At 59.2% G+C, this 26,114-nt stretch carries 28 protein-coding genes, 1 tRNA gene and 2 pseudogenes; 10 read left to right on the plus strand and 21 right to left on the minus strand.

All coding sequences use genetic code 11. The features are described from left to right. Positions 1-171: 171 nt before the first annotated feature. The gene (locus LMTR3_RS39580; protein WP_245320073.1) at positions 172-552 is read left to right on the plus strand and encodes a hypothetical protein; all 381 of its coding nucleotides are present in this window, start codon (positions 172-174) and stop codon (positions 550-552) included. 400 nt (positions 553-952) lie between these two features. Further along, on the plus strand, positions 953-1,153 hold the full coding sequence (locus LMTR3_RS39585) for a tyrosine-type recombinase/integrase (protein ID WP_245320074.1): 201 nt from the start codon (positions 953-955) through the stop codon (positions 1,151-1,153). A gap of 93 nt (positions 1,154-1,246) precedes the next feature. On the opposite strand, the gene LMTR3_RS32410 is transcribed toward LMTR3_RS39585, so the two are convergent. Both LMTR3_RS32410 and LMTR3_RS38150 read right to left on the minus strand, forming a co-directional pair. Next, positions 1,247-1,320: transfer RNA gene (locus LMTR3_RS32410), tRNA-OTHER, on the minus strand. A 130-nt stretch (positions 1,321-1,450) separates the two neighbouring features. Further along, positions 1,451-1,654: pseudogene (locus LMTR3_RS38150) on the minus strand (cation:dicarboxylate symporter family transporter); the annotation flags it as partial. A gap of 322 nt (positions 1,655-1,976) precedes the next feature. Here LMTR3_RS38150 and modA (LMTR3_RS32415) point away from each other — a divergent pair. From modA (LMTR3_RS32415) to LMTR3_RS32435, 5 genes and pseudogenes are all read left to right on the plus strand, one after another. Then, positions 1,977-2,720, plus strand: coding sequence for a molybdate ABC transporter substrate-binding protein (gene modA / locus LMTR3_RS32415; RefSeq protein ID WP_141686913.1), 744 nt, complete (start codon positions 1,977-1,979; stop codon positions 2,718-2,720). 5 nt (positions 2,721-2,725) lie between these two features. Then, the gene (gene modB / locus LMTR3_RS32420) at positions 2,726-3,409 is read left to right on the plus strand and encodes a molybdate ABC transporter permease subunit (RefSeq protein ID WP_065749040.1); all 684 of its coding nucleotides are present in this window, start codon (positions 2,726-2,728) and stop codon (positions 3,407-3,409) included. Then, a complete protein-coding gene (gene modC / locus LMTR3_RS32425) occupies positions 3,406-4,572 on the plus strand; it encodes a molybdenum ABC transporter ATP-binding protein (RefSeq protein WP_065749041.1) in 1,167 nt (388 codons plus the stop codon). Before modB ends, modC begins: the two co-directional genes overlap by 4 nt. A 349-nt stretch (positions 4,573-4,921) precedes the next feature. Continuing rightward, on the plus strand, positions 4,922-5,569 hold the full coding sequence (gene modA / locus LMTR3_RS40435; protein WP_502686690.1) for a molybdate ABC transporter substrate-binding protein: 648 nt from the start codon (positions 4,922-4,924) through the stop codon (positions 5,567-5,569). 253 nt (positions 5,570-5,822) lie between these two features. Then, positions 5,823-6,207 (plus strand): annotated as a pseudogene (locus tag LMTR3_RS32435) (DUF2478 domain-containing protein). A 797-nt stretch (positions 6,208-7,004) separates the two neighbouring features. Here LMTR3_RS32435 and LMTR3_RS32440 read toward each other — a convergent pair. Continuing rightward, positions 7,005-7,220 (minus strand): hypothetical protein, encoded by a 216-nt coding sequence (locus LMTR3_RS32440; RefSeq protein WP_028350617.1) that lies wholly within the window; start codon positions 7,218-7,220, stop codon positions 7,005-7,007. A gap of 511 nt (positions 7,221-7,731) precedes the next feature. Between LMTR3_RS32440 and LMTR3_RS32445 the strand changes: the two genes are divergently transcribed. Further along, complete coding sequence (locus LMTR3_RS32445) at positions 7,732-8,286, plus strand: peroxiredoxin (RefSeq protein WP_028350616.1); 555 nt, start codon at positions 7,732-7,734, stop codon at positions 8,284-8,286. 6 nt (positions 8,287-8,292) lie between these two features. After that, positions 8,293-8,838, plus strand: coding sequence for an alkylhydroperoxidase, AhpD family (ahpD, locus tag LMTR3_RS32450; protein WP_065749043.1), 546 nt, complete (start codon positions 8,293-8,295; stop codon positions 8,836-8,838). A 196-nt stretch (positions 8,839-9,034) separates the two neighbouring features. On the opposite strand, the gene LMTR3_RS32455 is transcribed toward ahpD, so the two are convergent. The 4 genes from LMTR3_RS32455 to LMTR3_RS32470 are packed head-to-tail and all read right to left on the minus strand — an operon-like array spanning position 9,035 to position 11,965. Continuing rightward, entirely contained in the window at positions 9,035-10,570 is a 1,536-nt protein-coding gene (locus tag LMTR3_RS32455; RefSeq protein WP_065749044.1) for an E2 ligase fold family C protein, read from the minus strand. A 3-nt stretch (positions 10,571-10,573) separates the two neighbouring features. Then, entirely contained in the window at positions 10,574-11,161 is a 588-nt protein-coding gene (locus LMTR3_RS32460; protein ID WP_349643835.1) for a Mov34/MPN/PAD-1 family protein, read from the minus strand. Beyond that, entirely contained in the window at positions 11,059-11,682 is a 624-nt protein-coding gene (locus LMTR3_RS32465; protein WP_065749046.1) for a putative metal-binding protein, read from the minus strand. Before LMTR3_RS32465 ends, LMTR3_RS32460 begins: the two co-directional genes overlap by 103 nt. Next, a complete protein-coding gene (locus LMTR3_RS32470; protein ID WP_065749047.1) occupies positions 11,675-11,965 on the minus strand; it encodes a DUF2604 domain-containing protein in 291 nt (96 codons plus the stop codon). Before LMTR3_RS32470 ends, LMTR3_RS32465 begins: the two co-directional genes overlap by 8 nt. 1,571 nt (positions 11,966-13,536) lie before the next feature. Between LMTR3_RS32470 and LMTR3_RS32480 the strand changes: the two genes are divergently transcribed. Next, positions 13,537-13,914 (plus strand): hypothetical protein, encoded by a 378-nt coding sequence (locus LMTR3_RS32480; protein ID WP_065749049.1) that lies wholly within the window; start codon positions 13,537-13,539, stop codon positions 13,912-13,914. 95 nt (positions 13,915-14,009) lie between these two features. Here the strand turns inward: LMTR3_RS32480 and LMTR3_RS32485 are convergent, their stop codons facing one another. The 14 genes from LMTR3_RS32485 to LMTR3_RS38160 form a co-directional block, all read right to left on the minus strand. Then, positions 14,010-14,768: a glucose 1-dehydrogenase gene (locus tag LMTR3_RS32485; protein WP_065749050.1), complete on the minus strand. Its 759-nt coding sequence runs from the start codon at positions 14,766-14,768 to the stop codon at positions 14,010-14,012. A gap of 27 nt (positions 14,769-14,795) precedes the next feature. After that, positions 14,796-14,930, minus strand: coding sequence for a hypothetical protein (locus tag LMTR3_RS39925; RefSeq protein ID WP_283809337.1), 135 nt, complete (start codon positions 14,928-14,930; stop codon positions 14,796-14,798). A gap of 566 nt (positions 14,931-15,496) precedes the next feature. Beyond that, positions 15,497-15,793 carry a ferredoxin family protein gene (locus tag LMTR3_RS32490; protein ID WP_065749051.1) on the minus strand — a complete coding sequence of 99 codons (297 nt, stop codon included), beginning with the start codon at positions 15,791-15,793 and terminating at the stop codon, positions 15,497-15,499. Between the two features lie 32 nt (positions 15,794-15,825). Next, the gene (locus tag LMTR3_RS32495; protein ID WP_065749052.1) at positions 15,826-17,133 is read right to left on the minus strand and encodes an FAD-dependent oxidoreductase; all 1,308 of its coding nucleotides are present in this window, start codon (positions 17,131-17,133) and stop codon (positions 15,826-15,828) included. Positions 17,134-17,144: 11 nt separating this feature from the next. Then, entirely contained in the window at positions 17,145-18,254 is a 1,110-nt protein-coding gene (locus LMTR3_RS32500) for an electron transfer flavoprotein subunit alpha/FixB family protein (protein ID WP_065749053.1), read from the minus strand. 15 nt (positions 18,255-18,269) lie between these two features. Next, positions 18,270-18,485 carry a hypothetical protein gene (locus tag LMTR3_RS39605; RefSeq protein ID WP_245320076.1) on the minus strand — a complete coding sequence of 72 codons (216 nt, stop codon included), beginning with the start codon at positions 18,483-18,485 and terminating at the stop codon, positions 18,270-18,272. A gap of 31 nt (positions 18,486-18,516) precedes the next feature. Beyond that, entirely contained in the window at positions 18,517-18,669 is a 153-nt protein-coding gene (locus tag LMTR3_RS39610) for a hypothetical protein (RefSeq protein WP_245320078.1), read from the minus strand. A 608-nt stretch (positions 18,670-19,277) separates the two neighbouring features. Further along, positions 19,278-19,619 carry a nitrogenase stabilizing/protective protein NifW gene (gene nifW, locus LMTR3_RS32510; protein ID WP_065749055.1) on the minus strand — a complete coding sequence of 114 codons (342 nt, stop codon included), beginning with the start codon at positions 19,617-19,619 and terminating at the stop codon, positions 19,278-19,280. Positions 19,620-19,815: 196 nt separating this feature from the next. Beyond that, positions 19,816-21,003 (minus strand): homocitrate synthase, encoded by a 1,188-nt coding sequence (nifV, locus tag LMTR3_RS32515; RefSeq protein ID WP_065749056.1) that lies wholly within the window; start codon positions 21,001-21,003, stop codon positions 19,816-19,818. A gap of 173 nt (positions 21,004-21,176) precedes the next feature. Next, entirely contained in the window at positions 21,177-21,620 is a 444-nt protein-coding gene (gene irr / locus LMTR3_RS32520) for a Fur family transcriptional regulator Irr (protein WP_245320079.1), read from the minus strand. Positions 21,621-21,699: 79 nt separating this feature from the next. Beyond that, a complete protein-coding gene (locus LMTR3_RS32525; protein ID WP_084029949.1) occupies positions 21,700-22,413 on the minus strand; it encodes a nitrogen fixation protein NifQ in 714 nt (237 codons plus the stop codon). 128 nt (positions 22,414-22,541) lie between these two features. Continuing rightward, a complete protein-coding gene (nifH, locus tag LMTR3_RS32530; protein ID WP_065749327.1) occupies positions 22,542-23,426 on the minus strand; it encodes a nitrogenase iron protein in 885 nt (294 codons plus the stop codon). A gap of 297 nt (positions 23,427-23,723) precedes the next feature. After that, positions 23,724-24,221, minus strand: coding sequence for an MFS transporter (locus LMTR3_RS32535; protein WP_065749058.1), 498 nt, complete (start codon positions 24,219-24,221; stop codon positions 23,724-23,726). Positions 24,222-24,618: 397 nt separating this feature from the next. Next, entirely contained in the window at positions 24,619-24,909 is a 291-nt protein-coding gene (locus LMTR3_RS38160) for a hypothetical protein (protein ID WP_141686914.1), read from the minus strand. Positions 24,910-26,114 lie beyond the last annotated feature (1,205 nt).

A 26,114-nucleotide genomic window follows, 5' to 3' on the forward strand; every position in this document is an offset into this window, starting at 1 on the left:
TGATCTAAGTCCAGGGACGCGCTCCAAAAAAATGCAAAGATCGCTCCGGCGGCGCGGGCGAAGGGCTTCTGTGCTTCCTTATGAGCGGCATGCAGCGCCATCCGAAGGCAATAATACTCGCGTTGACGAAACGTGGAGTGATGTCGATGCCCCGCAAACTGCCGCCTCACGTTGAGCGCAATCACGTCAAGGGCCATACATACCTATCGTTTCGTCGCGGCAAAGGACATCGGCGTTCGTTTGCCGAATGACCCCGCAAGCGAAGAATTTATGGCGGCGTACCAAGCCGCACTGCTAGGCCAGTCAGCCCCGGTTCGAGATCGGTTTGTGCCGGCCGCGCCAGGCGCCATCTCGGCGCTCATTGCCTCCTACATGAAGAGCGCCGAATACGTTGGCCTCCGTGATACGAGCAAGACAGGCTACATTAGCCGCCTTGAGACGCTCCGCACCGAACACGGTCATCGCACGGTCGCCGGGCTCTCGCGTGAGCGCATCATCACCGGCATTCTTCAGCCTATGCGGATCACCCCGGTGCGGCACTCGATACTCTGAAGAAGCTTCGGATCCTGATCCGTCTCGCGATCAACATCGGATGGCTGAAGCATGATCCCTCATTGGGTATCAAGCGGCCGGAGATCAAAAAAATTCGTCGTGGACCGATGACGAAATTGAGCAATTCAAAAAACGCTGGCCGCTCGGCACCAAACAGCGCACGGCATTTCACCTTTTCCTCAATCTGGGTCAGCGCCGCTCCGACGTAGTCTGGATGGCGCAGACGCACAATCACGGCAGAGCGCAAGATCAGGATAAAGCAACAGAAGACCGGGCGCGAGCTTCTCATCCCGTTACATCGGGACACCGTCGAAGCGCTCGACGCTTATGACATGCAACACGTCGTGATCATTACGACTGCTTACGGCAAGTCCTTCACCGTTGATGGTTTAGTGGATGGATGCGCAACGCTATCTCGGAGGCCGGACTGCCTCTCGATTGCAAGCCGCACGGCCTAAGGAAAGCCGCCGGACGTTTGCTCGCCGAAGCCGGCGCAACGGCGAAGATGATCATGTCTGTCCTCGGACACACGACGCTGGCTGAAGCTGAGCGCTATACCGAAGAGGCTTGGGCTTGCGGAAGACGCAGTGATCAAGCTTGAGGGACACAAGGCGAACAGGATTGTCCAAACCACTTCCGTGGGCTTGGGAAAAAGCCGAAAACGAGAGGAAACTCAGATCGAAAGGAGTGAGGCTGGCGCTCCCTAGGGGAATCGAACCCCTGTTTCAGCCTTGAGAGGCCGCGTCCTGACCGCTAGACGAAGGGAGCAAACCATTGAAATGCAACTAAACTTGCGATCTTATCAACTCATTACAGCGCTTTTCCTGCGTCCGGCACGTGGTAGATTACCACATCTAACCCATTGAACTTACACACATGGTTGGTTCATTGGGGCATATAAGCGTCCGACCTTTTTCGCATGACGGATGCGAGCGATGCCGGAAACCACCTTACAGAAGATGATCGGCGCGATCACCAATCTTGATCGGCTTAATCAAGCCGTCGCCGAGCGACTTTACCAAGTTATTGGTCGCGAGAGACGGCGACAGCAGCGGACGAGGACACCGATCAGGATCGCGATCAGAACCTGGACATAAAGGAGGTTTCACCAGGTCGAGACGCCCGCGCGGCGGCCGCAGTTCCGATCCTGTCATGATTTTCCTCCCTCAATACGCTCGAATATCTGGCCGCCGCGCGTTGAGAGGCGACCGACATAACACGAGCGGCCAACCTGTCCGATTCAAGACGACGATGTCGGAAGTCCGACGATCGGCAACATCATCCAAAAGCACGCAGTTACGCGTGTTTTCGCTGGCCATGCAAGGCACGCACCAGATCCGGCGAGCGGCACGCCGATTGCTGGGATCAGGAGCAAACCCGCCGCTGCCAAAGTGCTCGCAGCGGCCCCGTCTCAGGACTGCCCGATGAGCCGCGCTCGATTGATCCCGATCAAAGCACTGATGCCGCTTATGCTCGGAAGTGAAGAACGGGCGAAAATCAATGTCGCGGTTGCCGCCAAGTTCACCGAGCCGGCCGGGGACCTCGCAACCTTCAAGCAGAAATCCAAACAGAAGGCCGTGTTCGGCGCGAGCCGACAGCTTTATAGCCAGATTACGCCGGACGGGCTGCGCCAAGTGATTCTCTCGGCCGGCGATTCCCGCACGAAGAAATTGGTCGAGGATGTTCTCGCCGTACGTGAAAGCCGGCTCACCTACGCTAGGGGCAGCCTGGTGCTCTGGAGCAGGATGGCCAAGTTCGTGAACGGCTCCGACACGTTCAGGACAGCATCTTTCCTAAAATTGTCGATCTGCAACTCCGCCGCGGCGCTCTATGGCGCGGCTGCGGTGGAAGCGATGAAGGCGATCGACGTCTATGTCGGGATGCAACCGATGCTGGTCGAAAGCGCAACCATCACGCAGGCCTACCCAGTTGGTCGAGACGGTCAATGCCGAGCTCAGCGCCGCCCCGCATTCGCAACTCGCAGACAGCAAGACCGTTTCGCGCTGGCTCGTGCCGCAGGAGTTTGTGACCCGATCTTGCAGGACGTGGTGCGGTTGGAGACTGACGCCAATAAACGAGCGACGCGCGCCTTCCGTAAAGGGCCCGCTAGCCTACGCAATCATTGCGCGAGCATGACCATCTGCTCTGTGCTCGAACGCTTAAGTTGACGCGCATGGATAGCTTTTCACCAGAAATCTGGCAGTCGCTCGGGCTCACGATCGAGCTCGCGAGCGTGACCACCGTGATCCTGCTGATCATTGGCACGCCGCTCGCGTGGTGGCTAGCACGCTCGAAGAGCCTTTGGACTGAGGCGGTGGCCATGATCATCGCGCTGCCGCTGGTGCTGCCGCCAACAGTACTCGGTTTTTATCTGCTTGCCCTGCTCGGCCCCCGCCCGGTCGGCGTTCTCGCCTCTCTCTGGGGCGGGCGCACGCTGGCCTTCACCTTTGCGGGACTCGTGGTCGGATCGGTCTTGTCCGCGCTTCCTTTGGTGGTGCAGCCCATCCGCAACGCCTTCGCTGCTGTGGGTGACCGCCCGCTTGAGATCGCGGCCACTCTGCGCGCCTCGCCATTATATGCCTTCTTCACGGTCGCCGTGCCTCTGGCGTTACCGGGTATTATGAGAGCCGCCGTGCTTGGCTTTGCGCATACGATCGGCACGTTCGGGGTCGTGGTTATGATCGGCGGCAACATTCCTGGGCGCACCAAGGTCCTGTCGGCCTTTCTCTTCGATTTTGTCCAAGTGTCGCGCTGGCGCGAAGCAAGCTGGCTTGCCGGCGGCATGGCGATGTTCGCCGTTTCGGTAGTCCTCACCTTAACCTTGATCGACAAATACAGCAGAAGGAGGAGCACGTGAGGACAGCCACACCGGGCCGAATTGAAATTGCCTTCAGCGGCGGTATCACTAGCTTTCCGGTCGATACGCACTTGAGCGTACCGGCCAAAGGCGTGGCGGCGATTTTCGGCCCGCCAGGCTGCGGCAAGACTGCGGTGGCACGCTGCATCGCCGGCCTTGAGCGTTTGCCGACCGGCTTCTGCGCCATCGATGGCGAGGTATGGCAGGACGAGACTACCTTCCGCCCACCTCATCTGCGTCCTATCGGCTATGTGTCTCAGGAAGCTAGCCTTTTTCCCCATTTGTCGGTCAGGCGCAACTTGCTTTACGGTGCGCCCAAGCCCAAACCGCGGCCGATCGCGTTTGATGAGGTGATCGAACTGCTCGATCTGGCGACGCTGCTCGACCGCTCTCCCTCGCATCTCTCCAGCGGCGAGCGGCAGCGCGTCGCCATCGGTCGCGCGCTCTTGTCTCAGCCCAGATTGCTTGTGATGGACGAGCCGCTTGGCGCGCTCGACAGCTGCGCCAAACGTGAGATTCTGCCGTTCGTCGGGCGCCTGCCCGAGAAGCTCGCTCTGCCGATGATCTACATCGGCCATGACATGGCGGAGATCGAACGCTTTGCCGATTATCTCGTTATGATGGAGCGCGGCATGGTAACCGCGGCTGGGCCACTGCATGTCTTGCAGAGCGATCCTGCGCTGCCGATTGCGACGAGCCGGGAAGCCGCCATCAGCCTTGATGCCGTGGTGAGCGGCTATGATGCGCGCTATGGGCTTCTTATTCTCCGCCTCAAAGGTGCGCGCCTGTTGGTGCCGGCGCCGCCGCTTGCACCAGGCGTGCACCAACGGCTGCGCATCTCTGCCTGCGACGTCAGCGTCGCGCGCGAAGCGCCGCGCGCAGGCTCCATCCTCAACGTTTTTCCGGCGCGCATCAGAGCCTGTTTGCCGCTCGGCGCGGCTGAGATCACGCTGGTACTTGCGCTCGGCACCGGGGGCTCGGGCGCGGAGATTTTGGCGCGCATCACGCGTTTCTCCTTTGATTCGCTAGGCCTCAAGGCTGGAATCGACGTATTCGCCCAGCTCAAGCAAGTTTCGCTGCTCTCGGCCTCCGAACCGCCACTGCAAACCATAGCGGCTTCCACACCAACAGCAGAGCCTGGACAGGCAAGCGCCGCGGCGTGAAACGAGAAGCTCGGCACGAGAGGCGAGCGGCATCATCTTAAGCTTCCACTCTTGTCGTGCCACGCATGTGCGGTTGAAGACGCCGATATCGGAAGCATGACAAGCCGACCCAGCCATTCGACAGGGCACGCTGGCAGCTATGCGCGTTTTACTATCATCAACCAAGGCCGCGCACCATTTTCCTGAACGGCACGCGGATTGCTGGGATGAGGAGTAAAGAGCCGCGATGGCCACAGCCATCGCAGCGGCCCCGTCCCAGGAATTCCCGATGACGCTTACCCGATTGATCCTGATCAATTCAATTCTGACGCTGCTTGTGGTCGGAACTGCAGAAGCGGCAGAGATCGATGTGACGGTCGCTGCGAACTTCACCATGCAGGCCAAGGAGATGCAGCGTCGTTTAAGCAGAAGACTAGGCGAGGCCCCGTTGAGCTTTGGCGCGAGCGGACAGTTTTACGGCCAGATCACGCAAGGGGCGCCGTTTGAGATGTTTCTCTCGGCCGACGATGCCCGCCCGAGCAAACTGGTCGAGAACCGTCTCGCGGTTCCGGAAAGCCGCTTCACCTATGCGATCGGCAACCTCGTGCTGTGGAGTTCGACTCAGAAGTTTGTGAACGACGCGGAGACTTTCGCAAAACTGTCGATCTACAATCCGGCGGCGGCGCTTTATGGCGCAGCCGCGGAGCACGCTGTGAAAGCGCTCGGCACCTGTGAGTCGACGCAGCCAAAGCTGATCGCGGAATTCGCGCGTCTCTGTGGGACGGACGCACCCTCCCCTTCACCTTTGCCGGGCTTGTGGTCGGATCGGTTTTGTACGGGCTGTCTTTCGTGGTGCAGCCGCTTCCGAACGCCGCCGTGGCCAAGCTGGCTCGCCGTGGGCATGGTGATGCTCGGCCTTGCGGTAATCTTCACCGCAGCGTTGATCGAGAAGTGCAGCGCAAGGAGAGCACGTGAGGACAGCCACACCAGACCGGATCGAAATCGCCTTCAGCGATAGGCTCGCTAGCTTTGCAATCGATGCGCAGTTCAGTGTACGGGCCAAAGGTGTGGCGGCGACCTCCAGCACGGCGCGCATGACGCGCAGCTGCCTATGCGCTAAGGCTCAACTATGGAATTGACGTATTCGCCCCAGGTCAAAGGTCGTCTCGCCGGTTCACGACCTCTGAACCCTAGGGCATCGCGCCATCTACGCCAGCAGTAGATACTGGACAGGCAGGCGCTGCAGGTGAAACGACCAGAGGATCAAGCCTATGATCGCCAACCTCGCCGAGATCGATCCCAAGCGCGTTGCGGCAATCCTCTACAGGCCGGAACAAGACGCGGATAGACTGCTCGCCGACTTGACCCAGGATCTCGCGCGGCAAGGCGTGCGCGTCGGCGGCATCGTCCAGCGAACCTTCAAGGGCGCAAACGGCACGAAAAACCATGCTAGCACTCGACGTTGCAACGGGGCGCGAGATTCCGATCCGTCGGCCGCTCGGCAGCGGCGCCATGTCCTGCAAACACGATGCTAATGGGTTTGCCGATGCCGCAGTTGTCGTGTCCCGCGCGATCAAACGGCACGTCGATCTCCTCGTGATCAACAAATTCTCCAGGAAGGAGGCGTCCGGGCAGGGCCTGCGAGGAATTTGCTGATGCGATCATTGCTGGCGTGCCGCTCCTCACTGCTGTTCCCGAAAAACCATGCCGCGTGGCGGACTTTCACCGGAGATGTCGGCACGACGCTGCTGTGCTAGCGACAGGTCGTGGAGGGACGATGGCGCGACATCGCCCTGCGTCTGCCGCGCATTCGCGCGCATTCCATCGCGTCAGCGCCTATTTACCAATCATCAGATCCGACAGCTTGATCACGGCGGGAGGAAATCCACAATTTTGACCCCGAGAACGTCCGCGGCGGCCTCGATCTTAGCAAATGCAGCGACGCGCCAAGTCCCGTGGCCGCGAATTCAACGCCGATGATGTAGTTAAAGCGTTGCTGATGGACGCTGTGTTGTAACAGTTTGAGGCACCGCCTTTGGCGACCCCGCCGCTGTACGTCTCTCCTACGGCATCGATCTCGAATTACCGTCGAACATTTCGGCCCGCGCATGCGTCGCAATAGCAGCGAGGCTTATTGTTCACATTCCCGCTGCCGAAATGTTTGCTGTCCTCGGGGAGAGCGCCGATGACTCAATTCCCAAAACCGTCCGGATCGCCGTTACATCGCCAATGACAGACGCGATGTTACAGGAGGGCTTGGCGCGCTTGACATCGATCTCTGTGCTCGCGTTGAACGTGACGTTTCTTCTCACACGAGGGCCATGAGCGAGCCTTGACCTCCCAGAAGGCAAGCCGCTGATGCAGCGAAGCAATCCATCGTGCGGCAGAAGGAGAGAATAGATTAGTTCGTCGCTCCGCTCCTCGCAATGATGAAGAGAGAGAGCGCAGCCGCGCTACGGCCGCATGAACATGAAATCCGTCGCTGGATCGCAATTATCGGCGACGAAGCGCAACTCCGACTGAACGTCGTCGACCGGCCGGCTCTCGAGATATTTCGCGACCAAACAACTAAGCAGCGCGCGGCAAACGCTGTCAGTCCCAAGACCCGCGCCCTCCGCCTCCGCAATGGCGGCGGAAAAATGACGTGTCGCGATTTCAGTTGCTGACATCCGTGCCTCCCAATTCTTCCAGATCACTCCTTATGCCTAAAAGCGTCTACGCTGCCTTTGATCCTGATCAACGGATCTGGCTTGAGCTCGCTCGGCTACTATCCCCGATCCATCGGCATCGATCAAAACAAGTTCATCCCAGCTCCCGCTCCACCTCACATCAGCGGTCCTCGCGCGCGTCGTGAGGGCGACCAGTGGCTTGGCGGAACATTGCCCCGCGCGCTGAGTTCATCTTATCAAGCGCATTCTTTTGGCATTATAACACACCCGAACATTTGACTTGGGCTAATCGTTCAAAGGCGCGCAACCGGTCGAGCACGGCAACATACTCAGTCATTGAAGCAGGACGGCAGGACCATTCAATGGAAACCATGATGTTGAGTTGCCTCCACGGCGAGCGTCCGATTGTTGCATTTCCGCCAGTTGAATCGCGATATCATCTGGCATATCGCTTGCTTCGCCTGATGCCGGAATCATCAGTTTCCGCGCGAAGCAATCTTGTGAGGACAATATGCTTGGAATTGGAAGTAAGCTGCCGTCGTTCGAAATCACAGGCGTCAAGCCCGGCTTTCACCAGCACGAGGAGAACGGGCAGAGCGCGTTCGAGACGCTGACGGAGAACAGCTTCCCTGGGAAATGGAAAGTCATCTTCTTCTACCCCAAGGATTTCACCTTCGTCTGCCCAACCGAGATCGCGGAGTTTGCCCGGCTATCGAAGGATTTTGCCGACCGCGATGCGGTCGTGCTAGGCGGTTCGACCGACAACGAGTTCTGCAAGCTCGCCTGGCGGCGCTCGCACAAGGACCTGCAACATCTGCCAATCTGGCAGTTTGCCGACACTAAGGGCGGGCTGGTCGATGGCCTCGATGTGCGTTCGCCCGACGGCGTCGCCTATCGCTACACATTCGTCGTCGACCCCGAAAATACGATCCAGCACGTTTACGCGACCAATCTAAATGTCGGCCGCAGCCCGAAGGACACGCTGCGCGTTCTGGACGCGCTACAGACCGACGAGCTCTGCGCCTGTAACCGCGAGATCGGCGGCGAAACCTTGAAAGTTGCTTGAGGCATCATGTTGATTGAACAGCTAAAGGACCAGATTCCCGATTTCGCCAAGGACGTCAGACTCAACTTGGCGTCGATGATGTCGGATGAGACGCTATCACCGCAGAGCAAATACGGGCTGTTGCTCGCCACCGCGATCGCGGCGCGCAATCCCGTGGTGATCGCCGCAATGGAATCTGAGGCCGCCGTCGTGATGACGCCGGCCGCGGTCGCGGCGGCGAAATCCGCAGCCTCCGTGATGGCAATGAACAACGTCTACTACCGCTTCGTTCACCTCGCCTCCAATCCGGAATACAAGACGATTCCGGCGCGGCTGCGCATGAACGTGATCGGCAATCCCGGCGTGGACAAAGCCGATTTCGAGCTGTGGTCGCTGGCGGTAAGCGCCATCAACGGCTGCGGCGCCTGCATGGACGCTCATGAGAAGGCGCTGCGGGAAGCCGGCGTCAGCTCGGCGGCCATCCAAACCGCGGTCCGCTTTGCCGCGATCGTGCAGTCGGTTGCGGTTGCGATCGAGGCGGCCGGCATGGGCGTGACCCAGGCGGTGGTGTGATCCACTCCTTCGCGCTCTTGCCGGGGGTGTTCTGGAATCGAAATCCGGTTCATAGTGGCGCATTTGGGAAAAGGCGCCCCTCAGCAATCTCAATAGATTGGCAGCCGTTTCCAAATGAAAACAGCGCGTCCGGCTGGAGGCGCACGTTGGCGGCGCCTACCGTGAGGCGAGGCATTCTATAGTGATCAGATCGAAGTTAACGAGCTCTGCAGCTTCCGTACTTTCGTCGATATGCAGCTAAGAAGTCTTCATCGGCGCAGATGCACCGTCCCGACGGATCTTTCGCCTTGGGATCGTGAAGGTGCGAGGCGAGTGGACGAAGCAGGTTAATCCGTGTGCTTGTGGTCCGCAGGTTCAGAAGCCCGGAAGCGTGCTTCACGAGATCCGCCGCCAACATTATACCAGCGAGAGCCGACTGAAACGACATCGGCACAACGGCTCTCACCGGCTGCGCTCCGTCCGTCAGGCGCATGACAATCCCCCCGCAGATTGCCCGCTGGTGAAAGGATCGGACGGACTGGCCGACAAACTCTTTAAGGGCTTCGGACGGAATGTTGAACGCCTTGGCGACACGTTCGACGAAACCTACATCCACCGGCCTGTTCGTCTGAAGGAGATCCCGGATCTCCTGTTGCGCCTCCGGCATCTTCAGCTCCTCAGCAATCTTCTCGTCTTCGTCCTTTATCTTCCCGTGAGGCAAGTAAAGGCAGGCCAGACATGCCCGGCCGTCATCAAAGCCATGGCGCGACACTCCGAGATCAAGTTCTTGTGTCCAGGCGTTTACGATCCATTTCGGCAACGCCCCCTGCACGGCAATGCGGTCCGGAGCGTTGTCCAATGCGACAGCGACTCTTTCGAACATCCAATCGTTCCGGTCGCTCACATAGACGTCCCATTTGGCACAATGAGCCGACACTTCCAGCGCCGTGTCCGCGAGCGCGGCACGCGCCAGATCCACTTTTGGTGAACCAACATCACATTGGCCGGCCAGCACGTAGCGCTGTAGATTCGAAAGATCGACCTCCTCATCGTCCACCAGACGGAGCGATCCCTTAAGGCTCGCCGTGCGAGCCAAGGCCCAAATGGCACCATTGCCGATCGCGCCGAGCCCGACGAGGTGAGTCTCGCCGATATCCGTTCCTTCCATACCCGGACCGGAGTCAGGAGTACCCTGGGCGTAGGTCAGCATTGACAGGTCGATAAGTTCGTCGGCGTCGCCCTGCTCCAGCTGGTCGGCAAATACCGTCCGAAAAACGTTGGCTGCCGCGAAGCATGCCGTAGCTCCCGCGCCAAACGGATTCATCGACTTGCCGGAGCCAACCGGAACGCGGCTCGAAAGTTTGGCTCTCCATTCGTCCGAGCCGATGAAGAAGGTCGGACACTTAATGCGCGACGGACTGCTTCCAACGACCACGGAAACCGTAACGGCCTTCCTGGTTTTCGCGAGCTCGATCTCAGGATTTATGGACTTCGCCAGGAACTCCAGGATTGGAACATGATCCTTCGCCTTTTCATCGAGAGGCCGCAGCGCGATTGTGGGATAAAGACGCGACAACAGCCTGATGATCATATCAAGGCTGGCTCTGCCTTCCCACGACTGCACGGCTGCGCCGTCGAAAGACACTCCGATCACTTGCGCGGCAAGCCTGTCCTCGAACGCCGACATCTTGAAATTGGTCAGCACCCGCGACGCTGCCGACGCCGCGCGGTCCATGAAGTTGGCCCTGGCCATCGTTCAATCCTTGATTAAAATCATCCGCGTAACCTGGCCAACCGACAAGGGGCGCCACACTCCAGCCCCGTCAAGCCGGTACGATGCGACGTCCCTGAGATCGAAGGGCACTCGCGCGAAGTCCGGCACGACCAAAGACAAGCACCCCACCGTCGTGGCGATCGCGTACTCGTCGTCCGTGCTGGAATGATAGGCTCGGCCGGGATGACTGTGTATCTGGGCAATGAGCGCAAGCTTCTCCCGGTACAGCCATACATTTATGCGATGCAGCTCTTCAGGTCCTATTACGACGCACACCCCATCGGCAGTACGTATGTGGCGCTGGGCGGGAATGAGCGTCCTATGTACCTGAAAATGGTGCCCCGTCTGACGGCCTACCCAGAGGCCGAGACCTTCATGCCCTTCACGACCCACCTTCCGCAAATGGGCATGGAGTTCGTCTACGCAGCCAGGCGGTACCGAGAGGACCGTAACGTCCGCAATCTGATTCATTCCGGTACGGCCAGTAATGAGGGCAGCACGTTCACCGCCGGGATCTGGACCTGCACCTGTACCTGGTAATGCTCGATCGGCTTTACCCCGTGGTGCCATATCTTTTCGAGGATAAAAGCTAAGGATCCTTCGCCAGAGCCTCGATGCATTAGCCATGAATCACCCGTGTGAGCGGGATTGTCGTGGTATTCGCGAATACCGGGAAGACAAATAAATGGCCGATCATCAGGGCTGTTGTACTGAATCATGTTTGTCATTTGCACCCCTCCCTGCTGGGCCAGCGCCAGAATGGTTTCGGGAGTTGCGCCCGGGATTGCCGCACGGCGAAGCATTTGCACCTGGAGCAATTTGGCGGGTATCGGTTCGCGCGTGAAAGGGTCCACGAACCTGACGGAGGGCGGCCGTAGATCGTAATCCGTAAAATTCAGCGCGATGCCAGCGACGATCGGAGGCGGTCTTGGCTTGGTCGCCGCGAAAACCACGAAGATTTCCGGAAACTCTGCTTCAAGCAGGATCCAGCCCCTCTTGCGATAGACCGATTCCATGCTCCGATAGTTGGCAAGCTCCCGCTCGAACTTTACGCGCGAGACCTCGGGATCGACAGTTTGGAGATCAGCCACCGGCCACGCCAGCCTTGAGACTCAGGAACAGCGTCACTTCCTTGCCGAATCCAAACTCCCCTACCTTCTTGTCCGGATCCAACAGCTCGCCCGCTTCGTTCTTGATCTCCCAATTCTCGGGCGGCTGAGCCAGGTTCTTGGTCTCCTCCAGCGCCTTTTGGCAGGCCACATGCAGCGGCTGCTGCTCTACGGCCTTAATGACGACAGGCTGACCGTTCACGACAATCGTGATTTCGACGAAATCCGCGCCGTGATCACTTCCCGGCTTCTTCTGATTCTTCATTTTTGGTCCTTTTGTCTGTGGCCGGCGCTTGGAATCGACGCTACCGATTGTATGCAGGGGACGACGTGTTAAAAAAAGCGAGCATGCCACAGACGCATTCGGAAAGTCTTCATTTGGCGCGTGCTTACGCAGTTTTCAGGCGTTAGCGCTCTTTCGTCCACATCTCCGACCCGTTGCGGCTTGAGCGGCCCAGACCGGCGGCCCGCCAGTGAGCAACATCCGGAACACGTCGTCGCCACACTGGCGCGTGTGGCTCAAGCTGGACAACCGGTGCCTCGTGCCCTTCAACGGCTTTGCCGAATGCGCCCCGAAGCGAACCCCGAAACGAAGAAGGATGTCATCTGTTTCGCGATGAATGAGGATCGGCCGCTCTGTGCCTGCGCTGGCATCGGGACCGAGTTCAAGGGCGACCGCAGCACCAAATCCAAAGCCGGTCTCGGGCCTCACCTCGTCTACGCTTTCTGATGACGGCCCGAACGCGCTTATCGAGCCTATTCACCCAAAAGCCATGCACGTGATCCTGGCGACCGCTAAGGCCGTGACGTCTGGATGCGGGCGCCATGGGATGAAGCAAGGCGCTATAGCGTCCTCTGCCGGATGATGTGCGCAAGATCGCTATGCGCGGAGCCTACGAAGATCATCAAGATTGCTGCATGAAGCCGACTGCAGACCGCCCTACCCCGACCCGAAGAAAAAGCCCACCGCAGGTTCTTGGAGCTCGCGCACGCCGTCAAGCCCGTCCAAGACGGCCGGATTGACAATCGAGAAGATCAACGGGCTTCTTTTCTAGGACAAAGGTACGCTGGCCGAGTATGGCGTCGGCTAAAGTTGGATCGAGTGTGCTGGTTGTGATGCACGAGAGCGGCACGTTCGTGTGGCTCACCCAGACGGTTCGTCTCATACCACAGACAGCCCTTGAGGGGGCTGTCTCGGTTTGTTGGGCAAGTTATGAGGTCTTTAAACGGCGAAAGAGGCCCCCTATTCGGGAGCCTCTTTCAAAGATGTTTAGACTCAGGTAGCGGCCCAACGGCAAATGTCGCAACGCGCCATCACTCCCGGAGTGGTCAGGTTTATCGCTAACTCGTGCTCCCCTGTCAAGTTCCTTAAAAAAATAGTCGGTCCAGCCTAAATGTCAGATATCTCTTACGAATTTTTAACGAAGTTCTTTACCGACTATTTGCCGTTCTCCCCAACGCCCAGCCAGGTTGAGGATTTTCAGTCCGATTTGACCCTTGTAAGTCCATACCTACTTGAGGGCTCCCTGAGCGAAGTCAAGGAGGGAAACAAGGGTCAAATACTCAAATACCTCCCGAATGATTGGCGACCGGCGATCTTCTCCGTATATAACCGCAAAGTGGCTGAACACGCTCAGCTGTTCCCGGTCTTTCACTCTTTCGAGAACGCTTTGCGCTCGACTGTCGCAGTGACCTTAGAGCAGCACTACAAGCATCCACGGTGGTGGCGCGCCATTTACGAGGAGCTAAAGAAGGGCCGGGCGAGCCAAGAATATTGCGCAGATCGGCGGCGTTCCACTCGCCCGCCATGCGGCCTTTAGAATCGGCACGGTCATCTTGGATATTGAGGGCAAGCAGTTCCCCAATGGGCCGATTGATGCAATGGCGAACGGCTACGAGTTTATGCACGATTGTCATTTGGCCCACATACGGCAGCTTATTGAGGAACACTGGGCGGTATTCTCCCCAAAATTCCGTCCGCTAAGTGCAGCCGACTTCACCGCCAAATTTGAGAAGGTGCGGGAGGCGCGGAATGCGGTTTATCACCACCGATCACTATCCGGCATGTCGGATGTTGTGGCGGCCGCCGAAGAGCTTTTGGACAAGCTCAATTTCTGCCTGAAATTCGTTCACGGCAAAGTCGCAGATTGCGAGCCGACAAAACTTGCCTTTTCGGTCGAAGCCGAGAAGAGGCACCGCACTTGGGCGGTCTAATTTCAAACTGAGATACCACCTCCGAAGATCCCTAGAGCTGAGACGATGAACCGCGCCGTCTTGTTGTCCTGGCGTGGTCGATCAGTTGGTGCTCATCAAAAGATATACTCGGGCGCCAGCCATTTGTGTGGGATGCCGGTCGTCAGACCGCCATCGATGACGATCTCGGAACCGGTAAGATAACTGGACTCGTCGCTGAGCAGGAACAAGACTGCCTGCGACACTTCCTGCGGCCGGCCTGCCCGTCCCAGTGGAATGGGGAAAATGGAGGGATCGAAGCTCTCGGTCATCGGCGTGGTGATGAAGCCGGGATGGATTGAGTTGACGCGGACGCCGGAGGCCGCCGCCTCCAGCGCAGCAGATTTGGTTATACCCCGCACGCCGAACTTGGAAGCGACATAGGCATGAAGCCCGGCAGTGCCCCGCAGCCCCTCGACGGACGAGATGTTGACGATCGAACCTCCGCCTACGCGCCGGATTGCCGGCAGGGCAGCCTGCATTCCAAGGAACGCACCGGTTAAATTGACAGCAATAACATTGTTCCACTGATCGAGCGGGAACTGCTCGATCGGGGCCATGCTGGCGATGCCAGCATTGTTAACCAGCCCATGCAGCGCGCCGAAGCTGCTCTCGGCGGTCGCGACCGCCCTGGCCCACTCCTCCGGCTGGGTGACGTCCTGACGCACATAGATGGCGGAAGTGCCCAGTTCAGCCGCGAGAGCCTCTCCTTCTGTATGAAGAATATCCGTGATTACGACCTTGGCGCCTTCAGCGACAAGCAGGCGCGCATGAGCTGCACCCATCCCACGAGCTCCGCCGGTCACCAGAATGACCTTTTCGTTCACACGTCCCATGACATGTTCCTTGCTTCGCTCTGTTGATCAGTGGCGGTGCAGCGGAGCGATCAGCTCGAGCCCATCTTTCTCGCGTGGACCTAAACTGCACACCTTGACGATCTCCGCCGCCCGAAACCAGGCGCGCCTTGTCATCCAGAAGAACTCCTCATGGTACTTCATCAGTTCGTCCTTCCGACTTGGCCGTACACCTGCTCTAGGGAATTGGACGTCAGCAGTTCGTAGGTGCAAGTGGATCTTCCTCGAACATGCGCCTCGCCGCGCATGACCAAACCATTCTTCACCATGGGCATGGCTGCTGTCACCGAACTGCTCCCTCTTCTCAAAGGGACGACATTCTCGCCCGATCGTCCCGCCCTCCTTGATGAGATTGGCTGCTGCCGCCTACCGGCGCCGGCTCCCACCAAACCGGCGTTCGCGGAGCCGCCTGCCGCGTTGGATCAGGCTTTGACGAGGCGAGAGCAACGCACAAAGGTTCTCCGACGTGCAGCGGTGCGAAGATCCTGATCTTCTAATCAGTGCGCCAATGATGGCGCGCAGAAAATCTGGGGAATTTGATTGCAACGCAAAGCTCCCGCGACCGTTCCGTTCGCTGGGCACGTCACCAGCTACCGCCATCGATACAGCCTCTGCGCACAAGCAGGGCGGCGCGCAGAGGCGCGGAGACATGGATCTACCGTGAGATCACCTCAATAAAGGGCAATCACACTACGCCTGCCGTGCAGCTCTCATCCGAACTTGAACAACACACCGTATCCGCCACGCGGATAGCTCCATTCGATGTCCCCGGTGGGCTCGCCGATTACGCGGCAGGTGCCGCACTCGATGCAGCCGTCGACGGTGACCTCGACCTGCCCCTTATCGTTGAGCTCATAGCAGCGTGCCGGGCAGACCTTCAAAAGTGCAAGCAGCTGCGGGGATGGGCTCGTGTGTGCGCGCACTTTGACGTGGGGACGACCGACGTCAACGAGATAGCGGTTGTAGAACAGCTTGTCCTCGACGCGCACTGATGTCTCGACATTCATATTTCAGCTTCCTTGGCTTCGATTTTGGCTGGCTAGCGCCAGGCACGGGCGATGCGGAATGCATCGCCAAATAGACCGGTCCAGGACCGCGCGTTGACAAAGGATTTCAATGTCCCCTTCTCTTTCTCAGCCTTCGGCGTACCGTCGACGCGTACATAGTTCTGCATCGCCCTGGAGACGAGCTGCGGATAGGTAAGAAAGAAGTTTTGCGAGTTGGTATGCATCAGCATCGGCATATCCTTGTGCTTCTTGAGATCCTTAATCACGAAAGATTCATCCAGCATCTTCTTGTAGACTGACAGATTTGCCGCGGTCATGGGTTGGCGGCGCGATTTCACCTGGACAATCGCTTCCGCCGCGATACGGCCCGAAGTCATCGCGAGGTTAGAGCCCTCGCGATGAATGGCATTGTTGAGCTGCGCCGCATCGCCCACCACCACCCAGCCATCGCCATAGAGCTGCGGGATCGCCTTGTAGCCGCCTTCAGGAATGAGGTGCGCGGAGTATTCCTTGACCTCCGAGCCCTCGATCAGGGGCGCCACGGATGGGTGACGCTTGAAACGATCGAGTAGCCCGTAAGGCGTCTCTCCGGTGCGCTGAAAGTCGGCGACGATACAGCCGATGCCGATCGAGATGCACTCCTTGTTGGCATAGATGAAGCCCATTCCAGTCATGCCACGGGAAATGGTGCCGGCCGCTTCGACAACGACGCCTTCGTCGCCCTTGAGATTGAAATGGGCCTCGATGGTCTCACGTGGCAAAAAGTGCATTTCCTTAACCGCGAGTGCCACCTTGTCAGGCTTTGGCCGTTCGCGCAGTCGCGCACGCGTGCCGAGAAGGCCATTCACACCTTCGGCCAGCACCACGACATCTGCGTGGATTTCGCCGTCGCGGCGATCGGTATGAACACCGATGACTTTCCCATGGGCGTCCCGCGCGAGCTCAGTGACGGTGGTCTCGCACAGCACGGTCGCGCCGGCCTCACGCACTTTGGACGAGAACCATTTGTCGAACTGCGCGCGGATGATCGTGTACCGGTTCGGCCGCTCCTCGTTGAAGTCTTCGGAGCGGTAGTGCACGCCGAAATGGGAGCGATCGTCCATTAGCCAGAACCGTTGCTCGACGAGATGACGTTCGAGCGGCGCGTCGTCGCGAAAATCCGGGATCAGCTTTTCGAGCATGTCGGCATAGAGAATTGCGCCCTGAACGTTCTTCGAGCCGGCATATTCACCGCGCTCCAGCTGCAGCACCTTCATGCCGCGTTTAGCCATGGTCAGCGCCGCCGCGTTGCCCGACATGCCGGCGCCGACCACGATTGCATCGAACTTCTCCTCGATCACAACAACCTCCTCTAGCTCGCGATCCGGTCACGCGAATGCGGCGAAAGCCGTGCACGAAATGCGGCCGTCAGCGCTGGTAACAAGTGCATAGCGTCGTTGACGACGCCGATATGGGCAAAGTCAAAGATTGGCGCGTTCTTATCGGTATTGATGGCGACGATCAGATCGGCACCCTCCACACCGACCCGATGCTGGATCGCGCCGGAAATGCCCGCGGCGATATAGAGCTTTGGCCGGATGGTCTTGCCCGTCTGGCCGATCTGCCGATCGGAGGTGACCCAGCCCTTTTGTACCAGCGGACGCGAACAGCCATATTCGGCTCCGAGCACGGAGGCGAGCTGTCGTACCAGCTGGAAACTCTCTGGCGAACCCAATCCCAGCCCGCCGGCGACGACGACGTCGGCATAGGCGAGATTGGATTTGGCCGAATCACGGTCGGGCACAAAGGACAGCACCTTGGTCACGATGTCTTCTTCGAGCAGGCGGAGCGGATGGACGATGATGCGGGCGGCATCGCGCTCGACACGCTCTGGCATCGGCATCACGCGCGGGCGGACGGTTGCCATCTGCGGCCGGTAGTTCAAAGTGTAGATCGTGCAAAGCAGCGATCCGCCAAAGGTCGGACGCGTGGCGGCAAGCGAACCATCCGCGTCGACGTCGAGCTCTGTGCAGTCCGCGGTGAGACCCGTCAGTAGTGTGGTGGCTACCGAGCCTGCAAGATCGCGACCGACCGTGGTGGCGCCCAACAGCAGGATCTCTGGCTTGTAGGTGTTGACGAGATCGGTCAGCGCCTTCGTGTAGGACTCGTTTCGATACTCCGAGAGCACATTCTCGGTCACGAGATAGGTTAGATCGGCGCCGTAGCAGAAGGATTCGAGCGCGGCCTTGCGTGTGGTCTCGGCCTCCGGGCCGATGACGACCGCGGCGAGATCAACCTTCAGCTTGTCGGCAAGCTTGCGGCCTGCACCCATGAGTTCCCAGGAGACGGGATGCACCTGGCCACGCTCCTGCTCGACGAAGACCCAGATGTGCTTGTAGGCCTTAAAGTGCTCGGGCAATTCTTTTTTTATTCCTGCGCGGCCGCCCGCGGCCGGCGTGGGAGCTTTGGTGATGTTGCTCATAGCTTTGAATTCCCCTTAGAACCTGCGCGCCTGCACCACAAGATCGGTCTCCAGCTTGGGTTGGCCCTTCAAGATGGCTTTCATCAGCACCTCCTTCGGCTGCTTGGCGGCTTCCACCGGCTCCGTCTTCTCGGCGCGTGGCGACGGCGCAAAGGCTCGCTTGACGATGGTCGGCGCGAGCCGGGCGTTTCGAGACTCCGTGACGTCGGTCTCCCGCGCGCTCCATTTCACAGCCGGCCCACCGCCGCGTGCCGGCCGTCGGTCACCACGGCGCGGCAAATCTGGCTGGTTTGCTTCTGCCATAGTTGGCCAGATTGAGCAGCCTTGTGCGCCACATTTGCACGCCGGGTTTGGCGCAGCACTCCGCGTCGACCGTGGTGAGCGCGGTGATCTCGCCGCCGAACTTGTCACGCAATTAGTCCACGGCCTCGAGCGCGAACAAGGCGTAATGGTTGATGATGCCTGGCGCCCCTGACGCACGATAGTGTTGGTCACGGGCTGACGCGAATCTGCGCTGAATTGGGAACCTGCTTGGTGCAAACGATATCTTGCATATCTTCTCCAGACTAGCGTAGATCGCGAGTTACCCATTGGCGGTCATCTCCCGGTCAATCCCAGCCTCAATGGCGTCAAGGGCAACTTCGAACGGCATTAACGCGAGCGTGAGCCATAAGTGGATGCCGGCGCGAGCGGCGAGCAGTAACGGCAACATGATTGGTCGTGCTCCAGATCTCATCTCGGACGGCAACATTCTGTGTAGTCGGCGCAATGAGCGGACTTAGCCGGAGAACAGCAAGTGTCGTACCAGTTGGGAAAATCAAGAATTAGGCGTCCAATCAACGCCTTGAGAAAGTTCATCAATGCGGGCCGTCAGCATCGCCGTCCATACAATTCCGACATACGTCGCGAATGCGACAGCACCGCTTCGCGCATTACTGGACAGAGTTGATGTGGATGAGGAGGAATATGGCACAACGCGCTGGACCGACATGGCTTGCGGCAGATCTGAACTGATATGTGAGGCTATTTCAGCGAGCTTAACGGCACGAAGGCCGCCGGTTTCTTGGGCTCCGCGACCGCATCCTTCAAGACCTTGAACACCCGCTGGTCGATGGGCGAGGACGCCACGAAGTCAGCATAAGCCTGTTCCAGCACCGCCTTGCACCGCGCCCTGACCTCGGTCTCCGCGCTATCTTCGAATTCTTCCTTGGCGAGATATTGTCCCATGCGCTTTAAGATATGCAGGCGCGCGACATTGACGATCTTCGGGTCGTAATCGACGTCAAGCAGCGCAAAAAAGTCTTCGGCCGAGGAGGCCTTGTTGAGTCGATCCAGGATGCCGACTGCCGCCTGTGTGTTGCTCATCGAATTATCTCCTTTGGGTTAGATCGCCGGCCTGTGGGCGGGACCCGACACCGGCTGGTCATCTCCTTGCGACGCTGCTTCGCGCAGGCGGCGGTGCATATGGTCCCGCAGCCTACGTCTTCGATCAGCGAGGGCTTCCGTGGCACACCGGCGGTTTCGAAGTGGACGGCTGTAATAATGCCGGACCATGGCCGCCTCACGCACCATTGCTCAACAAGCGCTCGCAGACGTCGCGCCAGATCGCCACCACCGTCTCGCGCGCGACCGGTCGCTTGTGCACGGTGGCATGTTTCCGCACCCGCAACAGGATCTGTCTTGCCTCCTCGGCGCTGGCGGCCAGCTGCAGTTCGTCAAGCAACGTGGTGATCGACGACAGCCCGGAATGCTTGCCGATCACAATACGGTTGGAGCGACCAAGCAAATGGGGGTCGAGCGACTGATAAGTGCGTTGATCCTTCATCAAGCCATGGACATGAATGCCGGATTCGTGGGTGAACACATGCTCACCGACGATCGCCTTGTTCAGAGGAATCGTGCGTACAGCCGCGGCTGCCACAACGGTCGCGACGTTCTGCAGCTCCGGCAGCACGATGCCGGTGTCGCGCCCATAGAGCTGTTTGAGAGCGACCGCGACTTCTTCGAGCGGCGCATTGCCCGCCCGCTCGCCGAGCCCGATGACGGTCACGGAGGCGTGGCTCGCGCCGCCCTTGATGGCGGCAAGCGTATTGGCAGTCGCGAGCCCGAGATCGTCATGGCCATGAAATTCGAGCTCAAGATCGGTGGTCGCGCGCAACCGCGCGATCAGCGCATAGCTGGAGTCGGGATCAAGCACGCTGAGAGTATCGGCAATACGAAAGCGCCGTGCGCCCGCGGCTTTTGCGGTGGCGATCAGCTTGATGAGAAAATCGGCATCTGCCCGGGAGGAGTCCTCGCCGCCGACGGCAACCTCAACCCCCCGCTCGCGGGCATAGTTGACCACCCGTCTCACCTGCTCAAGTGCCAGCTCGCGGTCGCCGCCAAGCTTGGCGGCAATCTGCACGTCAGAGGCCGGGATGGAGATATTGACCATCGACACCTTGGCCTCGATTGCCGCATCGACATCGACTTCACGCATCCGGCACCAGCCGATGCTGGTGATCGGGAGACCGGTTTCGACCACGGCTCGGATAGCCGCGATTTCCTCACTGCCCATGGCAGGCATGCCTACTTCGATCTCGGTGACACCGGCCCGCGCCAGCGCCTGCGCGATCGTCACCTTTTCGTCGATGGTGAAGGCAACGCCAGGAGCCTGTTCGCCGTCGCGCAGTGTCGTGTCGTTGAGCACGATTGGACCTGCCCATGACGTCTTGGACCATGACGGTTTGGCAGAGGCGACGGCGATCATGGAAGGCTCCTTGTTCCTGGCAAAGCAAGGCTTGAGCAACCCGCATGCCACGCCGGCACCCGGCCCCAAGCTATTGAACTAGCTCGCAGTTTTCGGCACATCCGGATTGTCGCAAACGCGACAGCATCGCAAAACTCAAGGCGTCGGCTTACCTCACCACGCGGTGGATGCCCTCAACTCCGCTTCCGGCGCAGATGGATGATCAGATCGACGCAGGAGACTTCGTGACCGCGCAGCGGCTCCGGCACATTCACAAGCAGGAGATCCCCATCGGGGACATCGAGCAGCGTATCCTCGCCATGTAGATAATAATGCGGATGCGGTGTGGTGTTGGTGTCGTATAATGCTCGCGACCCATCAAGACAGAACCGGCGCAAGAGGCCGGCTTGCGTGAACTGGTTCAAAGTGTTGTAGACGGTAGACCATGGGAGCGGAAAGCCGGTCTCGTGCGCCTCGGCAAATAGCATCTCTGCGCTGACGTGCCGGGCGCCCCTGGCAAACAACAGTTCGCTTAGGATCAGGCGCTGGCGCGTCGGTCGCACCCCGGCTTTGAGCAACACGTTATTCCAGCCGGCGGCGGGATATTGCCCACTGAGTTGGACGGAGGCCTGTTCCACCTGCAACTCGTCGAGGCTCGCATGGTCTCCGGCGTCCCTGGTCGGAAGTCTGGCCAACAACCGATTCATCCCATGTCGCTCAGGGCCAGGTGCCGGCCGAGAGCGGGACAGCCGCCTGCAGCAGAACGTCGCGCCGACGCTCGGCCATCTGACTTTCGCCGCTTTCATCGCCAAAGCAAAGGTTGAAATCATTGCATTGCGTGCACACTGGCGTCGTGCACATGACAAGGCCGTCGTCCTCGCACAGCGTGCGATAGAAGAAGCGCTTCCAGCGCATATTATTGGTATTGCGCGTGGCCAGCGGCGCGAAATGGCGGGCTAGGAGCCGGGATAGTTCGCCACGACCGCGCAATCCGAGATCTTCCCACAAGTGATTTGGCTCGATCGCGCGACGCGCGATCATCGCAGCTAGCCAGTTGCCGATGTCCCCTTCGGTCGAGCGTTGCGAGAGCAGAAGATCACGCAACATTGCGGCCTCGTCGCTCTCATTGTGCTTTAAAGGCAAGAGCAACTCCTCGGCGTCTATCCGTATCAACGGGAAGTACTGCTCCAGCAACGCAGCCAGCTCATGGCTGGACAGACCCACCTTTTCTGAGACCAGACCACCATCCATCGTGGCGGCCGCCAGAATGGACGCCAGCACGTGACGATCGAAATTGCCGTCAGTGGGTATGTCAGCATCTGCGGGGTCCGCCCCAGTGAGCAGGCGGTAGGTCGCAATTCCCCTATGCCGCTCATCGTTCGCTTCAGTCGCTCTGGCGGCCATAAGCGGAAAGAATTGCGCTTCGGACATGGATTGCTGACCTTTCTACAGTGATCATATATGCTCCGCTGCATCGTGATGCTGGTCACGACATCTTTCGCCGAAGCGCCGACCTCCTAATCAGCATTGGGAAGGCCGGCCTCTCTCGGTATGTCCTATTACTCGGCTGCGAGTTCGGCTGCGGTCTTGCCGATGATGGCCTCGTCAACCGGCTTCATGATGCCGTGCTCCATCAGCATGTCCTCGAGCTCGTCCATGGAGATCGGGGTCGGGATGATGCCCTTGCCGCCATTGTTGTGGATCTTGGTCGCGAGATTGCGATAGTGATCGGCCTGCTGGGATTCCGGCGCATACTCCAGGACGGTCATGCGGCGCAGCTCCGCATGCTGCACGACGTTGTCGCGCGGCACGAAATAGATCAGCTGGGTGCCGAGCTTCTTGGCCAGCGCCTCCGCCAGTTCCAGTTCCTTGTCGGTCTGCCGCTCGTTGCAGATGAGGCCGCCGAGCCGCACGCCGCCAGAGTTGGCATACTTCAGAATGCCTTTGGAGATGTTGTTGGCCGCATACATTGCCATCATCTCGCCGGACATAACGATGTAGATCTCCTGCGCCTTGTTCTCGCGGATCGGCATCGCGAAACCGCCGCAGACGACGTCGCCGAGCACATCGTAGGAGACGTAGTCGATGTTCTCATAGGCGCCGTTCTCTTCGAGGAAGTTGATCGAGGTAATGACGCCGCGGCCGGCGCAGCCGACGCCCGGCTCTGGACCACCCGACTCTACGCAGCGGATGTCCTTATAACCGATCTTCATCACGTCCTCGATTTCCAGGTCCTCGACGCTGCCGGCATTCGCCGCCAAGCTCAAAATCGTGTCCTGCGCCTTGGCGTGCAGAATCAGGCGGGTCGAGTCCGCCTTGGGATCGCAGCCCACGATCAGGATCTTGTGGCCCATCTCAGCCAGCGCCGCCAGCGTGTTCTGCGAGGTGGTCGACTTGCCGATGCCGCCCTTGCCGTAGAACGCGATTTGTCTCAGTGAAGACATGTTGCTCTCCATCAACCAATTTGCCAAAGATTGCGCGCTCGCTTGCGCGCGAGCTTGTTTCTGTCTCAGAAACGAGGCACACGGGTTCAAGGGAAGGAGAGCATCGCTCGTCTTGCGCGTCTGCGTGCACTCAGCCCTCACTCAGTGTTGCTGCATCCTCGTAGCAACCGCCGTGCCAACCCTTTCCACGCCCTTTAAGCCTCTGATCTACTTTGAAAACTTCGCGCGACCGGTGGATGAACCAGGTGTTTTGAACGTGACAGGATTCTTGCCGCTGTCAGAAGCCGGACAAGGATATTAGGATTGATGAAAAAGGCACAACGTGCAGCCAGCCAATGCGGTCATCGCGTCGAAGCCCGCAAATTCGCCGGTGATGAATTGCGCGTGAAAGCCGGACATCAGCGGACGCTTCGCTGCACGCCCCAGTTCGACCGCATTGACAGTCGCAGCGACGTCGATCGAGCCTAGCGAGGCGCCGAAGGCAACCAACGCGGCCCCGAGCTCCAGAGGCGTATTGGCGACCGCGAGCCACGGCAGGATGAGCGCGATTCCGAAACCGCCGATCAGGATGATCGGTTTGCTGCCGTAGCGCGCGCACAACAAACGGCTCAAAAGCATCGAGACGAGCAAGCCGATGCCCAGGCAGAGCAGCAGAAAGCAGAGAACTCCGACATCGACCGCCAGCCGCTCCTTCGCAAACGGTACCAGCGGCGCCCACGCCGCAATGCCGAAGCCGGAGACAAAAAATGCAAGTCGCGTCGTGAGCCGGGTGGCCAGGCGATCGACGGACGTCATCGGGGAACCCCGAAGGACGAGTTAGTGGTTTCGTGTTCGTGCTTGCTAAGAACATCACAGTGGAGAGCATGAGCGGCTGCGACCGCAGTTGCAGGCGCTGGAACATGCTGCTTCATGTCGCCTCCCAGCAAATTGGCGGGCCCGGACGCCCGAGGACGTCCCCCCTAAAGCACCGCCCCGCCTCCGACCGGTGATGGTGCCACGAATAAAGCAAGCGGCGAGCCGATGTTGAAAGTTGGAGGTTCTACAGTCGCTTCGTACTGGATGTGTGTAGCGTCAAGTCGCGGACATTCGTCTCGAAGCTGACAACAGGGCGCTCTCGTTGAGCGCGCCCGAAGGCTCTGCCGATGCGTCACTATCTGCGGTGTTGATCACGCACGTTGTCGACCACCATGGGCTATCCACGCCCATTGATCTGGACGCTCCGAGTATCGCCGGGCCGAAACACAACCCAATCGCCGATCTTGACGTCCTGGCCGTGGAAATAGGTACCGGTCTCCGGCTCACCCTTGAAGGGGTCTTGCCCTTCTTGAGCACCAGGCTGACGGTGCCCTGCCCGACTGATTCTTTGATCGCCCCGGTCGACAGGATGAGCCCGCCCTTGGTCTTCTCCGGCTCGGCGTAGATGCCGACCAAGATCTTTGTTGTTCGATAGCTCGATGCTGCACAGATCGGCAATGAGTTTCATCAGCTCTGCCTACTGGTCCTCCGAGTTCGAGCGCCGTTCCAGTGTCGAAACGCCTAGCATCCCTTCCTCTCCCCCTACTCTTTCAGGATCTCTTCCATCGTCTAATCGAGCAGCGTGCGCGCGTCGGCGAGCGCCTTCGCCCACCTTGCGCTGATATCGGCCGCAAGCTGTGAGATTGCCGACGTGAGGGCGTCGATCACTTATCCAGTATCCAGTTCATCAATGTTCGCCGGTTCGGCGGCGAAGGTGACGCTCATTTACAGCCCAGCCACTTGTTTTCCGAGCCAATTGGAGAGCGTGATGCCGGTCAGCGGGCACCTGATAAAGAAAAGGCCGCCTGCGTTGCCACAAGCGGCCGAAGTCTAGGGAGGAAACGCCCAAGGAGGGCAGGATGCAGCCTAGGATGAACGCCCTCGGCAGCTCAATTGAACGCAGGTAATCGTCGAGCATCCAGAGGGTGGGACGGAACGATACGAACGTTTATGTCAAGATGGGCAAGGGCAACGCCAAAATCGCCGCTCGCCGCCTCGGAACCGTTGCTTCAGCAGCTTGAGTTACGGGCCTGCGCCGCGTGGAGGCGTCGACCGCGAACGGGCTTGGAGGCTTGGTCGATCAATGCGCCAGCCCGGTACCGACTGGAGCATCTGCCCTGCCCTCCGCGATCGGCGTATTCGCCGCGCCGCCGAGACGCTGTCCCAATTGCTACACATGCTCGACGAATTGTGTGAAGGCCGTATCCGGCGATTATCACTGCCTGATGAGTATCGTCGCCCGACGCATTTCCAAACCCACGCCCAGGCACGACGCGGAAATTGATTGGTCAATTGCCGGCCGGCGCCCTTCAGCAAGAGGAAACCGGGGAATTGGCCAACATTCCCCCGTCAATGAACTCCCAAGTGTTTGCCGGACATGACAGGCGGTGCAACCTAGAGGCGTCCCGATCAGCGTTACCGCTGCGGCTAGGTTGATATCTTCTCGGTAAATTGGTTCCGTGTTTCCGGATCATACCCTAATGCAATGCACCTCAAAGCGGAGCGGCAGCACCAGTCAACTACCAGCTTTAGCAATTGATGGAAAAGACGGACACGTGGCACTCGTAATCCAGCTCGATAAAGAACGTCCAGCCGAGCACGATACTCCTCATTGCGGTAGCTAATGTTGGCCCAGCTGAAGGGGGCGCGGGCAAGTTGGAATTGTGAGAAGTA

Origin of the sequence: Bradyrhizobium sp. LMTR 3, from assembly GCF_001693485.1 — a bacterium.
Lineage (GTDB): Bacteria > Pseudomonadota > Alphaproteobacteria > Rhizobiales > Xanthobacteraceae > Bradyrhizobium.